This is a genomic window from Ktedonosporobacter rubrisoli (assembly GCF_004208415.1).
GTDB classification, from domain to species: Bacteria; Chloroflexota; Ktedonobacteria; order Ktedonobacterales; family Ktedonobacteraceae; genus Ktedonosporobacter; species Ktedonosporobacter rubrisoli.
Genome location: NZ_CP035758.1, coordinates 7,617,670 through 7,635,190, shown reverse-complemented (window position 1 = coordinate 7,635,190; position 17,521 = coordinate 7,617,670). Strand labels below are relative to the sequence as shown.

Annotated in this window: 18 protein-coding genes; 12 read left to right on the top strand and 6 right to left on the bottom strand. The window is 53.7% G+C overall.

Going from position 1 to position 17,521, the window contains the following annotated elements; all coding sequences use genetic code 11:
* Positions 1-58 precede the first annotated feature (58 nt).
* The 8 genes from EPA93_RS33190 to EPA93_RS33155 all read left to right on the top strand — a co-directional run bounded on the left by EPA93_RS33190 (position 59) and on the right by EPA93_RS33155 (position 7,084).
* Positions 59-1,024, top strand: a complete 966-nt coding sequence (locus tag EPA93_RS33190) for a carbohydrate ABC transporter permease (protein ID WP_207229264.1) — start codon at positions 59-61, stop codon at positions 1,022-1,024.
* A gap of 10 nt (positions 1,025-1,034) precedes the next feature.
* A complete protein-coding gene (locus tag EPA93_RS33185; protein WP_129891630.1) occupies positions 1,035-1,868 on the top strand; it encodes a carbohydrate ABC transporter permease in 834 nt (277 codons plus the stop codon).
* Positions 1,869-1,910: 42 nt separating this feature from the next.
* Positions 1,911-3,173, top strand: a complete 1,263-nt coding sequence (locus EPA93_RS33180; protein ID WP_129891629.1) for a Gfo/Idh/MocA family protein — start codon at positions 1,911-1,913, stop codon at positions 3,171-3,173.
* Between the two features lie 33 nt (positions 3,174-3,206).
* A complete protein-coding gene (locus EPA93_RS33175) occupies positions 3,207-4,283 on the top strand; it encodes an SIS domain-containing protein (protein ID WP_129891628.1) in 1,077 nt (358 codons plus the stop codon).
* Between the two features lie 21 nt (positions 4,284-4,304).
* Entirely contained in the window at positions 4,305-5,276 is a 972-nt protein-coding gene (locus EPA93_RS33170) for a 1-phosphofructokinase family hexose kinase (RefSeq protein ID WP_129891627.1), read from the top strand.
* A gap of 318 nt (positions 5,277-5,594) precedes the next feature.
* Entirely contained in the window at positions 5,595-5,843 is a 249-nt protein-coding gene (locus EPA93_RS49280) for a hypothetical protein (RefSeq protein ID WP_207229262.1), read from the top strand.
* Position 5,844: 1 nt separating this feature from the next.
* Complete coding sequence (locus EPA93_RS33160) at positions 5,845-6,198, top strand: rhodanese-like domain-containing protein (RefSeq protein WP_165423561.1); 354 nt, start codon at positions 5,845-5,847, stop codon at positions 6,196-6,198.
* A 112-nt stretch (positions 6,199-6,310) separates the two neighbouring features.
* Positions 6,311-7,084 carry an enoyl-ACP reductase FabI gene (locus EPA93_RS33155; RefSeq protein ID WP_129891624.1) on the top strand — a complete coding sequence of 258 codons (774 nt, stop codon included), beginning with the start codon at positions 6,311-6,313 and terminating at the stop codon, positions 7,082-7,084.
* 91 nt (positions 7,085-7,175) lie between these two features.
* Here the strand turns inward: EPA93_RS33155 and EPA93_RS33150 are convergent, their stop codons facing one another.
* The 5 genes from EPA93_RS33150 to EPA93_RS33130 all read right to left on the bottom strand — a co-directional run bounded on the left by EPA93_RS33150 (position 7,176) and on the right by EPA93_RS33130 (position 11,711).
* Complete coding sequence (locus EPA93_RS33150) at positions 7,176-8,927, bottom strand: trypsin-like peptidase domain-containing protein (protein ID WP_129891623.1); 1,752 nt, start codon at positions 8,925-8,927, stop codon at positions 7,176-7,178.
* Between the two features lie 173 nt (positions 8,928-9,100).
* The gene (locus EPA93_RS33145) at positions 9,101-9,658 is read right to left on the bottom strand and encodes a GNAT family N-acetyltransferase (protein ID WP_129891622.1); all 558 of its coding nucleotides are present in this window, start codon (positions 9,656-9,658) and stop codon (positions 9,101-9,103) included.
* 93 nt (positions 9,659-9,751) lie between these two features.
* Positions 9,752-10,579, bottom strand: a complete 828-nt coding sequence (locus tag EPA93_RS33140; protein WP_129894723.1) for an SDR family oxidoreductase — start codon at positions 10,577-10,579, stop codon at positions 9,752-9,754.
* 75 nt (positions 10,580-10,654) lie between these two features.
* Entirely contained in the window at positions 10,655-11,104 is a 450-nt protein-coding gene (locus EPA93_RS33135) for a MaoC/PaaZ C-terminal domain-containing protein (RefSeq protein WP_129891621.1), read from the bottom strand.
* A gap of 154 nt (positions 11,105-11,258) precedes the next feature.
* Positions 11,259-11,711, bottom strand: a complete 453-nt coding sequence (locus EPA93_RS33130) for an FAS1-like dehydratase domain-containing protein (RefSeq protein ID WP_129891620.1) — start codon at positions 11,709-11,711, stop codon at positions 11,259-11,261.
* 541 nt (positions 11,712-12,252) lie between these two features.
* Here EPA93_RS33130 and EPA93_RS33125 point away from each other — a divergent pair.
* The 3 genes from EPA93_RS33125 (at position 12,253) to EPA93_RS33115 (ending at position 14,968) form a co-directional block, all read left to right on the top strand.
* Entirely contained in the window at positions 12,253-13,998 is a 1,746-nt protein-coding gene (locus EPA93_RS33125) for an AMP-binding protein (protein ID WP_165423560.1), read from the top strand.
* Between the two features lie 236 nt (positions 13,999-14,234).
* Complete coding sequence (locus EPA93_RS33120) at positions 14,235-14,561, top strand: hypothetical protein (protein WP_129891618.1); 327 nt, start codon at positions 14,235-14,237, stop codon at positions 14,559-14,561.
* The gene (locus EPA93_RS33115; protein ID WP_129891617.1) at positions 14,558-14,968 is read left to right on the top strand and encodes a type II toxin-antitoxin system PemK/MazF family toxin; all 411 of its coding nucleotides are present in this window, start codon (positions 14,558-14,560) and stop codon (positions 14,966-14,968) included. Before EPA93_RS33120 ends, EPA93_RS33115 begins: the two co-directional genes overlap by 4 nt.
* On the opposite strand, the gene EPA93_RS33110 is transcribed toward EPA93_RS33115, so the two are convergent.
* Positions 14,965-16,116, bottom strand: coding sequence for an ABC transporter ATP-binding protein (locus EPA93_RS33110; RefSeq protein WP_129891616.1), 1,152 nt, complete (start codon positions 16,114-16,116; stop codon positions 14,965-14,967). The two genes, EPA93_RS33115 and EPA93_RS33110, sit on opposite strands and share 4 nt — an antisense overlap.
* Positions 16,117-16,632: 516 nt before the next feature.
* Between EPA93_RS33110 and pdxS the strand changes: the two genes are divergently transcribed.
* Positions 16,633-17,520, top strand: a complete 888-nt coding sequence (gene pdxS, locus EPA93_RS33105; RefSeq protein ID WP_129891615.1) for a pyridoxal 5'-phosphate synthase lyase subunit PdxS — start codon at positions 16,633-16,635, stop codon at positions 17,518-17,520.
* Position 17,521 lies beyond the last annotated feature (1 nt).

Genomic DNA, 17,521 nt, shown 5'->3' with positions numbered 1-17,521 from the left:
GGCCCGTGGCTTCAGGGTCGCGGGCTATCCCTATTTTGTTAACTGATGGAGGTATCCCTTGGAAACTGCAGGGCTTGAACTGGTTGAAAAGCGCGACGCAGTTGTCGCAGCGGCCAGGCACAGGCAGCCCCGGCGTATAAAGAAAGATTTCCTCTGGGCCTATCTGATGATTGCGCCGCTCTTTCTCGGGCTGCTCATCTTCTATATCTGGCCGGCTATACAGACATTTTACTTTAGTTTTACAAAATGGGGCGCCTTTGGCAAATATTCGTGGACAGGCCTCAATAACTATGCCCACATACTCAGCGATCCCGATATCAAAAGCGCATTACTCAATACACTGATCTACACTGTACTCTCGGTGCCTGGTAGCATCGTGGCTTCGCTCATCGTAGCCATCTTGCTCAATCAGAAGATCCGCGGCGTGGGCATCTATCGTACGCTCTATTTCCTACCTGCGGTGACTATGCCTGCAGCTATCGCAGTGGTTTGGAGATGGCTCTACAATGGCGATTATGGCCTGATCAACGCCGTCCTTAGACCCTTTGGCATTCATGGCCCCCATTGGATTTCAGATCCGCATACTGCCCTCCTCGCGGCCATCGTGGTAGCCATCTGGAGCTCCATCGGCAACAATATGGTTCTGTTCCTGGCCGGCTTGCAGAGCATTCCCAGCACCTATCATGAAGCGGCAGCCCTCGACGGAGCCAGCCGTACATCACGCTTTTTGCGCATTACACTTCCTTTGCTCAGTCCCACCATCTTTTTTGTCATTGTAATGTCGATGATATCAGCGTTTCAGGTCTTCGATTTGATCTACCTGATGTTCGGCGCTGGCTCGACGCTCAGCACAAATCCGGCCCTTGGTGCCGCGCAGACGATCGTATATTTGTTCTATCAGAACGCTTTTATGGTCGATAATAAGGGCTACGCCGCCGCCATTGCCATCATCTTGTTTGTAATCATCCTCTGTGTGACTGCCGTCCAGTTCCGTTTGCAGAAACGCTGGGTTCACTACTCATAGGAGAAGGTATATGCAATCGAAGCGTTCGTTGCTGAAATCAAGCCTGCCAATTCACATCCTGTTGATTCTTGGCGCCTGCATCTTTGTTGTACCGTTTCTCTGGATGCTCCTCACTTCCGTTAAAACCCTTGGCGAGGCAACCCAGGTTCCTCCGGTGATTTTCCCGGCCAGCCTGCAGTGGGGCAATTACTCCGAGGTGCTGGCAACGCTGCCCTTTCTAAAGTTTTACGAGAATACCATCTTGATGACGATTGGGCGCACGCTGGGCCAGCTGCTTTTCTGCTCGCTGGCGGCCTACGCCTTTGCGCGCATTGAGTTTCCGGGGCGCAATTTCCTGTTTATGCTCATGCTCTCAGTGTTGATGGTGCCCACATACGTCTTCTTGCTGCCCCAATACCTGATCATGAAGGATCTGGGCTGGCTCAACTCGCTGCAGGCGTTGATTGTGCCCGGATTATTCAGTGCGTTTGGCACATTCCTGTTGCGGCAATTCTTTATGGGCATTCCTAGAGAGCTTGACGAAGCGGCGCAAATAGATGGGGCCAATCACCTGGTCATTTACTGGCGCGTCATCTTGCCTCTGGCCAAGCCAGCCTTGATCGCTCTTGCCATCTTTACAATCCTGTGGTCCTGGAACGATCTGATGTGGCCCCTGGTGGTCAATAGCGCTAACGATATGCTCACTTTATCTGTCGGCCTATCGCTCCTGCAGGGAGAACATGTACAGAACTTCCAGGTAGTAATGGCAGGAGCCGTGCTGGCAACCTGGCCGATGCTTGTCATGTTTATTCTCTTACAGCGTTACTTTATTGAAGGCATTGCCATAACAGGCACTAAAGGTTAATCTGTTATCCTAATTTGTTGTCTTTCTAGAAGGATTTGTCTGATGAAACCTGTCGATCTCCTGATCGTCGGCGCGGGTAGCCGGGGCAATATTTATGCGTCCTATGCCACCGAGCATCCAGATCTGGCACGCGTGGTAGGCGTAGCGGAGCCGCGCGAGTTCTTTCGCACGCAGATGGCAGAAAAGCATGGCTGTGCGGCGAGCAACGTGGTAGAGGATTGGCGAGAACTTATCGCGCGCCCGCGCCTCGCCGATGCCGTGGTCATCGCCACGCCCGATGCTTTGCATCTAGAGCCGGCCCTGGCCTTTGCCAATAAAGGCTATGATATTCTTTTAGAAAAGCCGCTAGCTCCCGATGTCGAAAGCTGCCGGCGTATCGTGGAGGCGGCTGTCGCCAATAAGGTTATTTTTGCTGTCGGCCACGTGCTGCGCTACACGCCCTATACCCAGCAGTTAAAGAAGGTGCTGGAATCGGGGATTATCGGGGATATTGTCAGCGTGCAGCACCTGGAGCCGGTGGGATACTGGCATTACGCCCATTCGTTTGTCCGCGGCAACTGGCGCAATGAAGCGCTCTCTTCCTCTATGTTGCTGCAAAAATCCTGCCACGATCTGGATTGGCTGCGCTATATTATCGGACGCCCCTGCATGCAAGTCTCGTCGTTTGGTTCGCTGATGCATTTCCGCAAAGAGGCTAAGCCAGCGGCAGCCGGGACTGCTCTGCGCTGCCTGGATTGCGCCTACGAGCCCAACTGCCCTTACTCTGCCAGGCGCTTATATATGCAGCGTCTCCAAGAAAAAGATCTGGGCTGGCCGCTTGACGTTATCACCACAGATTTTACTGAGGCCGGGGTGATCGCAGCGCTGCAGAACGGACCTTATGGCCGCTGCGTCTATGAGTCCGACAATGATGTAGTCGATCACCAGGTGGTAAACCTGCAGTACGATAATGGCATCACTGCATCCTTCACCATGATTGCCACATCGCAGATTCGCGATAGGGAAACCGATATTTTCGGGACGCTGGGCGAGCTGCGTGGCGATGGGAAGAAGATTGTCCACTACGATTATCTTTCCGAGAAGACTGAAGAGATTGCAGTTCCACGCCCAGATACGATAGGATCACATGGAGGGGGCGATTACGGCTTAATGCAACAGTTTGTCGCAGCTGTTGCTCATCGCGATCCTGGCCGTATCCTCTCCGGGCCGCGTGAGTCGCTGGAGACGCACTTGACTGTATTCGCCGCCGAACAGGCTCGCCACGAGCAGCGAGTAGTCCAGATTGACGTCAATAACGCCATATAACAACACGTAACTAGATAAAAGGAGCTTCTATTAGTGAGTACCTATAGTAGTAATGCGCCTATCAACCAACCGGGACTGCATACACTTCAGGAAATCTTGACACAGACCGAAGCCTGGCGAGGGGCTTTGCGCGTTGTGCAGGAGAAACAGGCAGCGTTACTGCAGCTATGGCGAGAGGGAGCATTCTCGGATGTCCTGGTGACCGGTTGCGGTTCAACCTATTACTTGTCTTTGATTCTGGCTCCTTTATTCCAGAGCCAGCTTGGCGTTCGCGCGCGGGCCCTGCCTGCCTCCGAGCTACTGCTTTACCCTGAAACGCTCTTGCCAACCACCGGCCGCACCTTGCTGATTGCCGTTTCTCGCTCTGGCACAACCTCGGAGACCATTCAAGCTGTACGTGTCTACCGCGAGCGCAACGGCGGCCCGATGCTCCATATCGGCTGCTATCCCGAAGCTGAACTGGCGCAGATTGCTGATCTGGCCCTGGTAGTTCCTGAGGGGCGGGAAGAGAGCGTTGTGCAGACGCGCTCTTTTAGTGCGATGCTGCTGGCTGGCCAGGCGCTGGTTGCCACGCTACAGGATGGCGGGACGCTGCCAGCTACGCAGCCGCTCATCGAGCGCGGTGAGCAGCTCATCGCCAGCTATCATGAGCTGGCCCGTCATCTGGGACACAATCCGGAATTCGGCCGTTTCTACTTTCTGGGTTCGGGTCTGCGCTATGGCATGGCCTGTGAGGTCAGCCTGAAGATGAAAGAGATGTCGCTCTCTTTCTCTGAGCCATTCCATTGCATGGAGTTCCGCCACGGGCCGATGTCTATGGTCAATGAGCACACGCTGGTTGTCTGTCTGCTGAGCGAGCAGGCACGCGAGTATGAGCTGGCGGTGCTGCGCGATCTCAAGGCTTTAGGAGGCCATATCCTGGTTCTTAGCGAGCAGAAAGTCAACGATCCGGCCATAGATGAGCAAATCATCCTGGCCTCGGGCCTGCCCGAGTCGCAGCGCACGGTCTTCTACCTGCCGATCTTACAGCTGTTGGGCTATTATCGCGCGCTGACCAATGGACAGGACCCGGATCATCCACACAATCTGACGGCTGTCGTTGTGCTGTAAATGAGCTCTGAGTGAAAAACTGTGAACAAACAGGATCAAAATGAGGAGCCAGGGGCCACGCTGGTAACTTTGTTGCCCAATCCGGCCCTTGATAAAACTGTTGTGCTGTCCGGCTTCACGCCGGGTCGGATTTACCGGCCCCGTGAAGTCATTACGCTGGCCGGAGGCAAGGGCTTTAATTTTGCGCGCGCGTTACATACGCTGGGGCAGCGCTCAGTTGTTGTCTGTCCAATTGGCGGGCATGCGGGCCAACACTTATTAGAGCTGGCGGCGCGGGATGAGCTGCTCTGCGACGGCATCCCTACGCCGGCTGAGCTGCGCACTTGCCTGACCATTATCGATCCAGACCAGGCAATTACTGAGATCTATGAGCCGGGTGAGCCGTTGCCGGCTGATGTCTGGGAGGCCCTGGTAGAGCGCGCTGCCAGCTACTTCCCGCGCGTCAGCTTTCTGACCCTCAGTGGTAGCTTTCCCCCCGGCACGCCCGCACATGGGCTGCGTAACCTGGTGAGCCGCGCGAAAGCCGCCGGGATCTCAGTTTTGCTGGATACCTACGGACCTCAACTACTTGAAGTGCTGGAACTTGGTCCGCACCTGCTCAAAGTGAATCAAGTGGAGGCCGGTGAGACCGTAGATAGGACCATCAATACGCCCGAGCAAGCTTTGGCCGCCGCCCATGAGATCCAGCGCCGTGGCGTGCGCGAGGTAGTGATTACACTTGGCAAGCAGGGTGTGGTGGGCCTACCGGCCAGCGGAGAGGCCTTCGGCTGGCTTGCCCCGGAGGTAGAGGCTATTTCCCCAACCGGAAGCGGGGATAGCCTCTTTGCCGGCCTGGCCTCCGGTCTGGTCTCCGGTCAATCCTTGAGCAACGCGGCGCGCCTTGGCGTGGCGGCCGGGGCTGCCAATACCGTGCAGCTTGGGGCCGGGCGCCTGGATCGCCAGTTAGTGGAAGAGCTCGTCAGGCGCGTGCAACCTTTAGCGCTCAAGGCATAAACCTTTTAAAAAAGCTAGCTTCACCCCGATCAGAAAATCGCAGTGAAGGAAATAGTGCCCACCATGAGGGCAAGAGGGCCCAAAGGCGCTCATCTTGCCCTTTGCTCGCCCTGGCCAGCCAAAACTAAGCGAAGATGGACACCCGCCTCAAGCCAGCCAGGGAGCCACTGCAAAGGCCCGCCGATGCTAAGCCTCGATGCCTTGACCTTTTCGCCTTCGTCTGGTACCATCTTTTCGGCGGAGAGCGGCCAACGTCACTTCTCTGTCTCGATCCGCCAGGCATACCGAAAAAGGCGGGTATTGAAGGAGGTAAGGGCAATGCGAGCCGTGGATGATAGCAGTCCCAAGTATGCTGCTGTTCTCCGTGTGTTACAAACCTGGAAACAACTGCCTGAGAGCGATGTAGCGCGTATGCTGCACGATTACTACCTCATCACTGACGACTTTCGTGAGATGGAAGATCAAGGCTTGCTGACTATGGCGTTTGTAGGCGATGAATATATGATTACTCCTACCCTGTTAGGTCGTCTCTGGCTTGAACAATATGAGAACGAGGAGAAACAGTAAAATGGTATACGAAGACGACGAAGAGACGTTACCCTACACCACGATTGGCACGGATGAGGCCAAAAAGATGATCGAGGCGGGCACGCGCGTCATCGATGTACGTCAGCCTGCTGAATGGGATCGTGGGCACATTGCCGAAGCGGAACTGGTGCCTCTCAATGGCATTTATGCGTTTGGCAAGGCTTTAAAAGAGTTAAACTTGCCGGCCGATGAGGATGTGATCTTTGTCTGCGCCTCGGGCCAAAGGAGCGCCGCAGCCTCCGAGATTGCCCTGGTGACCGGGCTGCAGAAAGTATATAATCTGGCAAATGGCATGAATGGCTGGGTCAATCGACAGTATCCCATCGAGCGCTAAAATGAGATCGCTGGAACGCCCCTTGCCTTGTTTCACCCATTGCTCTCTATGGAGCAGGCTATCTTAATGCTGGCAAGCTCGTTTCAGCAGAAATATTGAGAGGAGTTATTGTATGCCCCTATTAGAAGGGAAGAAAGCCCTTATTTTTGGTGTCGCCAACCACCGCTCAATCGCCTGGGCTATCGCACAAGCGCTGGCGTCTGAAGGCGCCCAGCTTGCCTTGACTTATCAGGATCGCATGGAGAAGTACGTGCGCGACCTGGCCAAGAAAATTCCAGGTACAGAAGTGATTGCTTGCGACGTACAGCAGGACGATCAGCTAGATAGCGCATTTGCCCGCACAGGCGAAATATTTGAGGGCGGCCTGGATATCCTTATCCATTCGGTGGCCTACGCCCCTCCTTCTGAGCTGGAAAATCCCTTTGTGCAGACCACGCGCGAAGGCTTTCACACAGCCCTGGATATCAGCGCCTACTCGCTCGTGGCAATGGCCAGGCGTGCCGCGCCACTGATGCAGGCGCGTGGTGGCGGCAGCATGCTCGCGCTTACCTACATGGCCAGCGAGCGCGTAATGCCTAAGTACAACGTAATGGCTGTGGCCAAGGCTGCTCTTGAGTGCAGCGTACGCTACCTGGCCTTCGAGCTAGGCGAGCACAATATTCGCGTCAATGCTATCTCTGCGGGTCCGCTCAACACGCTGGCGGCGCGCGGTATCTCAGGCTTTACAGGTTTCCGTGAGCATATGGGCATTACATCTCCCCTGCGCCGCAACATTGAGCAGAGCGAAGTAGGCGATGCTGCCCTCTTCCTATCCAGCCCTTACGCCCGCGCAATCACCGGCGAGATCATGTTCGTCGATGCCGGCTATAATATCATGGGTGCCTAAGCACTGCTCATATGCAGAAAGAGAGCTTAAGCCAGGTGCGCTTAAGCCCTCTTTTTTTAGTACATCGGTCTACTACTCTCAAGCCATTCAGCTAGCCCATAAGCCGAGTGGTTGGCGATGGTGCCGGCTCGCCACAAATGCTACAAAAGCGCGCATTGGGCCGATTCATATGTCCACAAGGCCAGACGCGCAAGGTAGTAAAAGAACCGGTTGGCGTTGGCATTGAAGGAGCCGGCGGCACTGGCTGGGCACCAGCCGGCGGCTGCATGGTCTGAGCCGGCTGCGGTCCTGGTTGCGGGGCCGAGGGCGATGGAGCCGCATTGGCCAGCTGCCCCTGCTGCATGCCTGAAGCCGACGCCACCCCTGCATTGGTCTGAGCCTGCCTGCCTGGCTGTGGAGGGCCAGGATTGGAGACAGATGGAGCGGCAGCAAAAGGCTCAGCCTTCTTGAGCTCGGCAGATCTTTTCGCCTTGCGCCTACGTCCCAGGGAGATTGCGCCAAAGAGCAGCAGAACCAGCAGCACAATTGCCCCAACGCCTATGCCCGTCCAGAGCATAGCCGGCTGAGAGTATTGAGGCGTGGGCCTTGTTGCTGGCGGCTGGGGCTTATTAGGCACGGCCGTACTGGCCGGTTCCATCTTCGCCTGCTGTTGAGTATATGTTAGATAAGGCATAATTGCCTTGAACTGCGGATATTTCTTATTCAACTGCGCAAATTGCTGCTGAGCTAAATGCCAGTGGCCTGGCTCTTTCGAGGCATAATTGGTAAAGGCTTCGTTCCAGAGCGCCTGGAACGATCCGGGCTTTGTATCAAGATTCAGCGCCTGGACAAGCTCCCGCGCGCTGCTACTGGCCTGTAAGAAATTGGTACTGCCTCCGCTGGCAGCGCCAAAGCTAACGATACCGACAATATTGCCATTGTTATCTAACGCGGGCCCTCCGCTGTCTCCTTGCTCGACGTTGCCTCCCACCTGAATAAGTGGCGCGCCATTGTCAGTTGTCTTGATCGAGCTGACATTAATCTTGTTTACGGAAGAGGTGAACAGATCGGTTGGCCTGTTGCTCACATCACCGTTTCCGGGAAAGCCAATGATCGTGAGCACATCCTGTTGCTGAACCCCTGAAGAATCGCCAAGCTGGACGCTTGGTGTGTCGGTCAGGCCAAAGGCTGCATGCACGATCGCCACATCCCTTTGATCGACTGCACTTTCTTTTTCAATCTTATCGATAGAAGCATGGATATAGTCAGGAATCGTCGAGAGATTTTGCGCAGCTAAGGGGCCGGTATAGTCAGTGCTAAGAAAAGCCTCACTCTGTTTGGGGCCATATTTGGCAGTTGATTTTAGTTGCCCGCTTGCTAAAGCTTGAAAAGTCTGGTCAGGCGAAGCCGGCGGCAAACCAAGCTTGGGATTCTGATTGATATAATTAGCAACATCGGGTGCAGCCCGCTCCTGTAAAGCCTGATCTGGAGGATTGACTACGTGATCAGCCGTCAGGATATCTCCTTTTGAGCTGATAAAGGTACCGCTTCCCGACAGAGTGAGTTGATACGTTGTCTGATTGCCTTGCGGAAAGGTCACATCCCCAGAGGGAAAATGCACGGAAAGCTGGCCACTTGTCTGCGTGAGAATACGCACAACAGCTGGCTTAGCTATATCTACTGCGCGCACAACGGGATCGGCGATATTGCCACCCGGCGTACTCTCATGACTGGCTGCATGCGCCGTAGCTATATTACTAAATGTAGCGAATATACATGCGCATATGAGCCCTGCTAGCAGGAGCAGAGATGGCAAGCGCAGCCTCCGCCGTAGAGAGAAATCTATAGAATCGGTCCCTGACATATCCAGATCTTACCCCTATTAATTTACGATGTATAAAAATTGCGTCTTTAGCATTATATCCTATCTTGGAGAAATACGTTTATAAACAGGCACAGGTTACACTGACGGTGCTAACGTGCCAATTGTACCCAATTCCTAAAGCTCTTGATCCTGCTTTCAGACAGCTATTATAGTTATTTTGGGGGCCATTCGCTGGCTAAGAGACCATAGACAACAAGATCCACATAATGATCATAGAGCCATTCCGCCTGCCGAATCAAGCCTTCTTCTTTAAAGCCCAGCCGTTCAGGAATGGCGCGGCTGCGGACGTTCTCAGTCGCGCAGCGAATTTCAACTTTATTCAGCTTCATTGTATGAAAGGCATAGGTGATCATAGCCTGGCAAGCTCTGGTCATCAGACCTTTTCCCTGGAATTCCTCAGCGAGCCAGTAGCCCAGCTCTACTTTGCGATTGGACCAATTAATGGGATGGTAGCTAACCGTTCCGGCAATCTTTCCTTTATAGAGGATAGCGCAGCTAAAGCTATTATTGCTGGCGTATTGGGCCGCCAGGCTGCGCAAGAACACGCGCTCATCATCAGCTGTGCGGGTTACGTCCAGCCAGGGCAGCCAGGCGCGCAGGTGGGGCCGATTACGTTCTACCAGCTCAAAGATCTCTTGAGCATCCCGTTCATCGAGTGGGCGCAGGACGCTATAGTTATCGAGCCGTTGGTGCAGCGGCGGTATAGCCATACATACAATCCTTTACTCGCTACTACTTCCCCAAACGATATTCCTCTTGTTAGTATTATAGTCGGTTTCTTTCTGAAGAGAAAGAGATGATGTTCAGCCTACACGCCCGCCGGTCACCTCTAGCACATGGCCTGATACATAATTTGAGAGGGAAGAGGCAAGGAAGAGCATGGGGCCGGCCGCCTCTTCAGGCGTCCCGGGACGGCCCAGCGGAATGAGCAGCGGGGCCATCTGTCGCATCTGTTCAGGCACGCCAAGCGCGATCTGTTCTCCATGCCGCTCGGTTATGCCGCCCTGCTCTTTGGCCGCGGTCAGACGCGTATCGATAAAGCCATAGCAGACACAATTGACCTGCACATTGTAACGCCCCCATTCTTTCGCCAGCGTCTTCGTAACGCCGGTGATGCCGGCTTTGCCCGCCGCATAATTGACCTGGCCAGCATTGCCATAGACGCCGGTGACGGAGCTCACGTTGATCACTTTACGCGCTTTGGCCTGGCCAAAGGCGGCTTGCTCTTTTTTGGCGGCATCGCGAATATAGTGCGAGGCCTCGCGCAGAATACGGAAAGGAGCCGTTAGATGCACATCGAGCATCGCCGACCACTGCTTATCGCTCATATTTTGAATCACGCCGTCCCAGGTATAGCCGGCATTATTCACGATGATATCAAGTGAGTTAAAGGTATCAAGCGTGGCTTTAATCAATTGGGCTGGAAAAGCTGGATCGGTGACATCTCCCACGACCACAGCCACGGCCGCATTGCCGCCCTGGGCCCGAATAGCGCCGGCAGTTTCCTCAGCCTGCTCCGCATCAAGGTCGCTTACAATGACTGCTGCACCCTCTAGCGCGAACAGTCTGGCCGCAGCGGCCCCGATGCCACGTCCGGCGCCCGTAATAATCGCCACTTTGCCGTCAAGCATACCCACGGAAAACCTCTTCTCCTCTACTACTAAAGACTTCTTTCCGCTCTACAGGGCTGATTTAACACGAAATATTTAAGCTTTACGGGGCAAGGCCGCGACAAAAGAGCCGACGACCTTCACATCGCCATTCTGATCAGCAGCCTGAACCTTGCCCGAGATACGGCCCTCGCCATCAACCTCGTCTTTGCTCGTAATGGTCCCGCTACAGGTGATAACATCGCCAAGGTGGGTCATACCCTTGAAGCGCACATTAAACTTGCGCAGGGCAGTCGGCCCCACATAATCGCTAAGCATCTGGCCCACGAAGCCCATAATCAGCATACCATGAGCGATAATGCCTCCGGTCCCGATCTCCTCACCGATCCTGGGATCGGTATGCAGAGGATTAAAATCGCCAGAAGCACCGGCATAGCGCACAAGCTGTAAATGGGTAACAGGATCTTTCACGAGTTGGGGAATCGCGTCGCCTACCTGGACATCCTCAAAATAGCGCGGGCCTGATGTATGAATATCAGTGGACATGCGATCTTCTTCTCCTTAAATGCAGCGCCCTGACCGCGAAGCGTGGAGCATTACATCCACAAAGCTGCAGTTCCAGAGCTAAGTATAGAGGACAAATCAAAAAAGGTCAATTGCCAGTATGATACGCTATAGATCTATGTTGCTCAGTACTTCATTACTCGCGAACAGCAATGGTTGTGCGCGCTTTTAAGACCGGCTGCTCTTGCTGGTTCGTATATTGTATCTCTGTAGTGAGGACATCGAGCGAAGAGCCATCCTTCATCTGGCGGTGCTTGCCTTCGACAATACGCATGACCCCGGTCAGGACATCGCCGGGATAGATTGGCGCTTGATACTCATACTCTTCATCCCCGTGCAGGATACGCTTAACGTTGATGCCAACGCTGGCAAACTGTTCGGCCGCCTGCGTATTGCCCCAGAAATTAAAGATTGTTGCGGCCGTAGGTGAAAGCGGCACATCGCGATACTCGGCAGCCAGGGCCGCCTCGCGACTATGATAAATAGGATTTGGATCACCGATTGCCAGATTGAATTCATGAATTTTACAGCGCTCCACCTCGATCTTAAAGGGTGGAAAACTTGTGCCGACCTTACTTTTATCAAACATACAATGCTTCCTTTGTCCTTTCGCTCAGCTTAAAAGTTTGCCTGGCCTCAAGCAAGTTCTCGGTCTCCCTGAACCGAGCCGTTGCTTAATCTTCTACCCGTCCAGCGCGTGGCGTAAACGAGCTTCGAGAAGAGCCCGGGGCAACTATGCTTGCCAGCCAATCCTGTAACAGTCTCGCCAACCATCGCGGGCCATGCCGGCAAAGCTTAGGGCCAACGACTATTGCAGCAACTTTGCTGTAATAGCATGGCCCGTTAAGGAGATCTTGTCAAGAGCCAGAGCGCAGGAAAATAACTAGTTCTTGTGCGGCGCGGCATTATTTACGCCTGACCACAGCTCAGGCCTGGTTTTGCCGGCTTCGCTACACTTAAAGTAACAGCTTGACACATTTTGACATAGAGCGTACGCTACGAATAGAGGAAAGCAAGTAGCTGTGTTGCCCGAATTCTATATTCTTTCCCTTTTCAGACGAGAAGCCTGAGTAGATACTTCTACGTTATCGGACATGGAGATGTAGCGTGCCTGACAGGAGGATATGTATATGGGCATGACTGGCAATGGCCTGTCATACTGGCGGGCTGAGACAAGCAAAGAGCCACTGCAAGAAATAACTGTTGGAGATCTCCTGGATCAGCGGGCAAACGAGATTCCTGAGCGCGAGGCCATCGTCTACTCCTGTTATCCTGAGTACAGCGAAGCGCTCGATATTCGCTGGACCTACCAAGATTATCGGAGCAACGTCGACGAGGTTGCGCGCGGCTTACTGGCCCTGGGCCTGCAAAAAGGAGAGCACATCGCAGTCTGGTCGCTTAACATGCCAGAATGGTTGCTGCTCCAGATGGCGGCGGCCAAAGCCGGGCTGGTTCTGGTCACAATTGATCCAGCCTATCAAGGTGAGGAGCTGACCTACGCGCTTAAGCAAGCCGACGTTGTAGCCCTCTTCTTTATGGCTCGGATGCACGAGCATGATTGCCGCAAGGTGGTACGTTCTCTGCTGACACCAGGCCTGAAATATGGCGAGGTGAGCAGTACAGAGCTACCGCAGCTGCGTTATGTCTGCCTCTTAGGAGCCTCGCCCTCGCACACATCAGAACTTGAAGACTGGCGCCCGGCGCTTTTCCGCGAGATAGTAGCGCATGGAGCGCAAATCAGCTCCGAAGCCCTGCAGCAACGTCAGGCCACCATTCGTCCTGGCGATCCCGCCATCATCCAGTTTACTGCGGGCACCACAGGGACTCCCAGGGGCGTTGTTCTTACTCACTATAGCATTCTCAACAATGCCATCGATTTTGCTACGCGCTGGGGAGTGAGCTCCGCGGACAGTTGTTGTACGGCCATACCCTTCTTCTACGTAAGCGGTTGTATTCTTGCCGCGCTCGGCTCACTCTATAAAGGCACAACGCTCCACCCGCTTATCGCCTTTGATCCTGCCCGAGCTCTGCAAATCTGTAGCGTCGAGCGCTGCACCTTACTGGGGGCCACCCCTGACATGCTCAGCGCCATGCTGCACCACCCGGAGTTCAGCAACTATGATCTCTCCTCACTCAGAGCTGTAGTAAGCGGAGGCGCTCCCGTCGCGGCCCAATTGATGGAAGAAGTCAAGGAGCGCACGGGCGCAGATGTCGCCATCGTCTTCGTCCAGACGGAAGCCAGCGCCGCCATTACACTCACGCGACCAGACGATCCCTTCGAGCTCAAAGCAGCTACCGTGGGCGTCCCCTTGCCCCACATCGAAGTAAAAGTAATTAATCCTGCCACGGGAAAGCTTGTAGCCTGCGGGGAACCTGGTGAGCTATGTTGCCGGGGCTATCTGGTCATGCAGGGCTACTACAACATGCCAGATAGGACAGCCGAATCCATCGATGGAGATGGCTGGCTGCACACTGGCGATCTCGTCAGCATAGACACGCATGGCTATGTTAGCATCATTGGTTTGCTCAAAGAGATGATAGTCAGGGGCGGAGAAACTATTTTCCCGCGCGAGATAGAGGCAGTCCTGAGCAGCCATTCCGCCATCGCCGACGTCTATGTGCTGGGCATACCTGATAGATTCTTTGGCGAAGAACTGCTGGCAGTCATCCGAGCCCATCAGCCAGGCACCCTCAGCGAAGAGGATGTGCGCAGCTATTGTCAGGGCCGATTAAGCCGCCAGAAGATACCTCGCTACTTCCAGTTTGTCGAGAGCTTCCCTATGACGACAAGCGGCAAGATCCAGAAATTTGTCCTACGTGAGCAAGCGATCAAAGCTCTGGGCCTGGAAAGCACGATAGCAGCACAAACAGTATGAACATTGTTAAGCGGATGTAACGCTGTGTTAGCAAGCATGCGAGATAAGCCGCCGACCATCCTTCACGCCTTTAACCCATGCATCGGCGGCTTATTTGAGGTATTACACACATCACATGCGTAAAATCTCATCCACTAGCCATGAATTCTTCCCTGCGCCATTTTATTGACAATTAAAGGGGAGACCAGTACAATTGAAAGAGATGGCGTCGAGTTTTGTAACTAGGAGGCATCTACATGGCTGTCGTGCATACTGATTTCTATCGTCATGAGAACCTCGTTCGTAAATCAATATTAATCCCTTCAACACAGCACAAAGAATTGAAGGCTCTAGCTGTGGAGCTGGATTCGTCTCTAGGAGACGTAGTAGAAACGATCATGGAGATTATGAGACAAGACAACTACCAGCAGCTAAAAGCAGCTATCATTCAGAAACGCGAACAAGAACTCTCCTCTCTCAATCAATCCCTCGATGAAGCCTATGCCTACCTTGGTTCTATTCCTGACACCGTGGAAGAGGCGCGCTTTTTTTTTGCTGCTGGATGTGAAGGTATAGTTGCATGAGTGAAGAGGCCAGGCACACGTTGCCCAGCCCGCGACAACAAGAATCATATGAATATTGGCCCGATCCCCGGCGTGGTGAGATTTGGGATGTGAATTGGTCACCCGGTCGTGGCGCTGAACAACAGGGCACTCGCCCTGCTTTAATTATTCAGAACGACAATGGCAACGCTTCTCGTTCGTATCCATTGACGATTGTGGCGTCAATGAGCCGTACGGCGCGAGAATTACCGCTGCATGTACGCATCGCGCCATCTGAAGAAAACGGGCTAACCGATTATACCGACGTAAAATGTGAGCAGATCATGACTATCGAAAAAACGCGCTTGATTCGCAAGAGGGGGGCGATCAGTGTAGATGATCTGCGCCGCGTAGATAAAGCATTACGCCTGAGCCTGCATTTAATTTAAACCACGGCTGTCTGTGGTCCAAGCAGCAAACGCCCATCCCGCGGATCAAACAGGCATAGCCTGGCAATATCTATACCTACCACCATTCTCTGTCCCGTCCTTAAATTCTCCGGCAGCATATCGTACATCAGCGCATTAAGCTCAGTAGCGATGCCCACCTTGAGCCTGACAGTAATGCTCTTTTCGTGGCCTTCATGCCCAACAATCTCGGCATAGAGACGAAAATACGATTTTGCCGCCACAGCATCCAGGCCCCCCAGAGGCACAATCGCCTCGGGCCGCACCCCCACCACGACCTCCGGCCAGTTGTTGCGCTGTATAAACTGCGTCCAGGCCATTGGCAGTGGCAAAGAGAAATCCCTGGAGAGCACACGAAAGCGCATGCCTTCCTGCGTATAGGCTCCCTGCAGGTAGCCATAAACCAGGTTCATGGGTGGCGTACTCATAAACTGGGCCACAAAGAGATTGGCAGGGGTGTGCAGCAGCTCATCGCGCGTCCCGATCTGCTGAACGCGTCCATTGGCCAGCACCGCAATGCGGCTGGCCACGGCAAAGGCCTCCACATGATCGTGAGTGACATAAATACTTGGCCTGTGCTTCATCCGGTGTACCAGCAGTATCTCGCGCAAAGTATGCTGGCGTTGATGAGCATCAATATGGGAAAGAGGTTCATCGAAGATAGAAAGAGCCGTCTCCCGAACTAACAGCCGCGCCAGCGCAACGCGCTGCTGTTCACCACCTGAGAGATGCGCGATTTTACGTTGGAGCAAGTGATAGATACCAAGGGTATGGGCAACCCCTACGACCCTCATCTCAATGCCCGAAGAATCCAAACGGCGAGTCTTTAAGCCGAAGGCGATGTTATCAAAAACATTCAAGAAGGGCAGTAAACCATAAGGGCTTTGAAACATCATACTTATATTGCGGGCGCCAGGCTCTAACTTAGAGATATTTCGTCCATCCAGAATAACTTTGCCAGAATCTGCAGTTTCCAGGCCACAAATGATGCGTAAAATAGTCGTCTTGCCGCTGCCCGAAGGCCCGACCAGAGCAAAGAGCTCGCTATCGCTGACCTGGAAATTCACATTGTCAAGTGCACACGCTTTCCCAAAATATTTTGTTACTCCGCTCACTTCCAGCGTATACATTGTGTCGAGGTCCCCCTTTGACTTTGCTTACGTTTGAGCACGTCGGAACGAAAAGTGGACAAAACACGCTGCGGTAAGAAAATAGAGATGGATCATCAAGCGCGGGCGCTTAATGATGATCTTTTACGCTCGTGTTCGCGAGGAGCGAGATACAAAATATCCTGCTTACATTGAGCGCAAAGATTAATAGAACAAGTACGGGATGCCTCTGCACATAAGTATAACAGATCCTATTTAATTAGAGAAGGCCGTTTAAGGAGCCTGAGAGGCTCGTGCAATCTTCTTTCTGCTCCCTTTAGCTGAGTATAAAAGAGGGAAAGATGGTATAGAGCCAGGCTGCCAAAAAACTACACAAGGCGAACCAATGCGGGCAGCAGCTCCACCGTCAGCCTGGCAAGCCAATCAGCATGGCTGGTTTCGCCAGCTTCAATTGGCTGTAGATGACCCCTCTATGGTGTGATAGAATTCTGATAGAAATAGTCTATACACAATACACACTCCAGGAGAGAATAAATCATGGAAAAGCAGACAGGAACCGTACAAGTAAAACGTAACTTCCCAGAGATGCTCAAGGGAGGAGTGATTTGCGATGTAGTGAATGCAGAGCAGGCACGGATCGCAGAGGAAGCAGGAGCTTCCGCAGTGATGGCTCTGGAGCGTGTTCCGGCTGACATTCGCGCCCAGGGAGGCGTCTCGCGCATGAGCGACCCTGAGCTCATTATCCAGATCAAAGAGGCGGTCACAATTCCAGTAATGGCCAAATGTCGCATTGGACATTTTGTCGAGGCAGAGATTCTCCAGGCGATAGGCGTAGATTGTATCGATGAATCCGAGGTCCTGACCCCGGCCGACGAGCGTTTCCACGTCAACAAACATCTCTTCCCAGTCCCCTTTGTCTGTGGCGCGCGCGATCTTGGCGAAGCCTTGCGTCGTATCGGCGAGGGAGCCGCCATGCTGCGCACCAAGGGAGAAGCGGGTACCGGCAATATTATCGAAGCCGTACGCCATATGCGCACAGTCATGGACGGCATTCGCCGCTTGCAAAGCTTGCCCGAAGAGGAACTGATGTCCGAAGCCAAGAATCTTGGCGCCCCCTATGAGCTCGTTGTAGAGATCGCCCGCAGCGGCAAACTGCCAGTTGTCAACTTCTCAGCCGGTGGAGTCGCCACCCCCGCTGATGCAGCCCTGATGATGAGACTGGGAGCCGAGGGTATCTTTGTTGGTTCCGGTATCTTTAAATCAGGTGATCCATTGAAGAGAGCTAAAGCCATTGTCCGCGCGACAACCCATTACCAGGACCCCGAGATTCTTGCCGAAGTATCGCGCAATCTTGGCGAGCCAATGGTAGGAATTAATCTTGATACTTTGCCCGAAGAGCAACTGATGGCCAGGCGTGGGTGGTAAT

Coding starts and splice junctions, on each gene's coding strand:
- EPA93_RS33185 (WP_129891630.1), top strand. CDS start 1,035: ATGCAATCGAAGCGTTCGTTGCTGAAATCAAGCCTGCCAATTCACATC.
- EPA93_RS33180 (WP_129891629.1), top strand. CDS start 1,911: ATGAAACCTGTCGATCTCCTGATCGTCGGCGCGGGTAGCCGGGGCAAT.
- EPA93_RS49280 (WP_207229262.1), top strand. CDS start 5,595: ATGCGAGCCGTGGATGATAGCAGTCCCAAGTATGCTGCTGTTCTCCGT.
- EPA93_RS33160 (WP_165423561.1), top strand. CDS start 5,845: ATGGTATACGAAGACGACGAAGAGACGTTACCCTACACCACGATTGGC.
- EPA93_RS33155 (WP_129891624.1), top strand. CDS start 6,311: ATGCCCCTATTAGAAGGGAAGAAAGCCCTTATTTTTGGTGTCGCCAAC.
- EPA93_RS33150 (WP_129891623.1), bottom strand. CDS start 8,927: ATGTCAGGGACCGATTCTATAGATTTCTCTCTACGGCGGAGGCTGCGC.
- EPA93_RS33145 (WP_129891622.1), bottom strand. CDS start 9,658: ATGGCTATACCGCCGCTGCACCAACGGCTCGATAACTATAGCGTCCTG.
- EPA93_RS33140 (WP_129894723.1), bottom strand. CDS start 10,579: ATGCTTGACGGCAAAGTGGCGATTATTACGGGCGCCGGACGTGGCATC.
- EPA93_RS33135 (WP_129891621.1), bottom strand. CDS start 11,104: ATGTCCACTGATATTCATACATCAGGCCCGCGCTATTTTGAGGATGTC.
- EPA93_RS33130 (WP_129891620.1), bottom strand. CDS start 11,711: ATGTTTGATAAAAGTAAGGTCGGCACAAGTTTTCCACCCTTTAAGATC.
- EPA93_RS33125 (WP_165423560.1), top strand. CDS start 12,253: ATGGGCATGACTGGCAATGGCCTGTCATACTGGCGGGCTGAGACAAGC.
- EPA93_RS33120 (WP_129891618.1), top strand. CDS start 14,235: ATGGCTGTCGTGCATACTGATTTCTATCGTCATGAGAACCTCGTTCGT.
- EPA93_RS33115 (WP_129891617.1), top strand. CDS start 14,558: ATGAGTGAAGAGGCCAGGCACACGTTGCCCAGCCCGCGACAACAAGAA.
- EPA93_RS33110 (WP_129891616.1), bottom strand. CDS start 16,116: ATGTATACGCTGGAAGTGAGCGGAGTAACAAAATATTTTGGGAAAGCG.
- pdxS (WP_129891615.1), top strand. CDS start 16,633: ATGGAAAAGCAGACAGGAACCGTACAAGTAAAACGTAACTTCCCAGAG.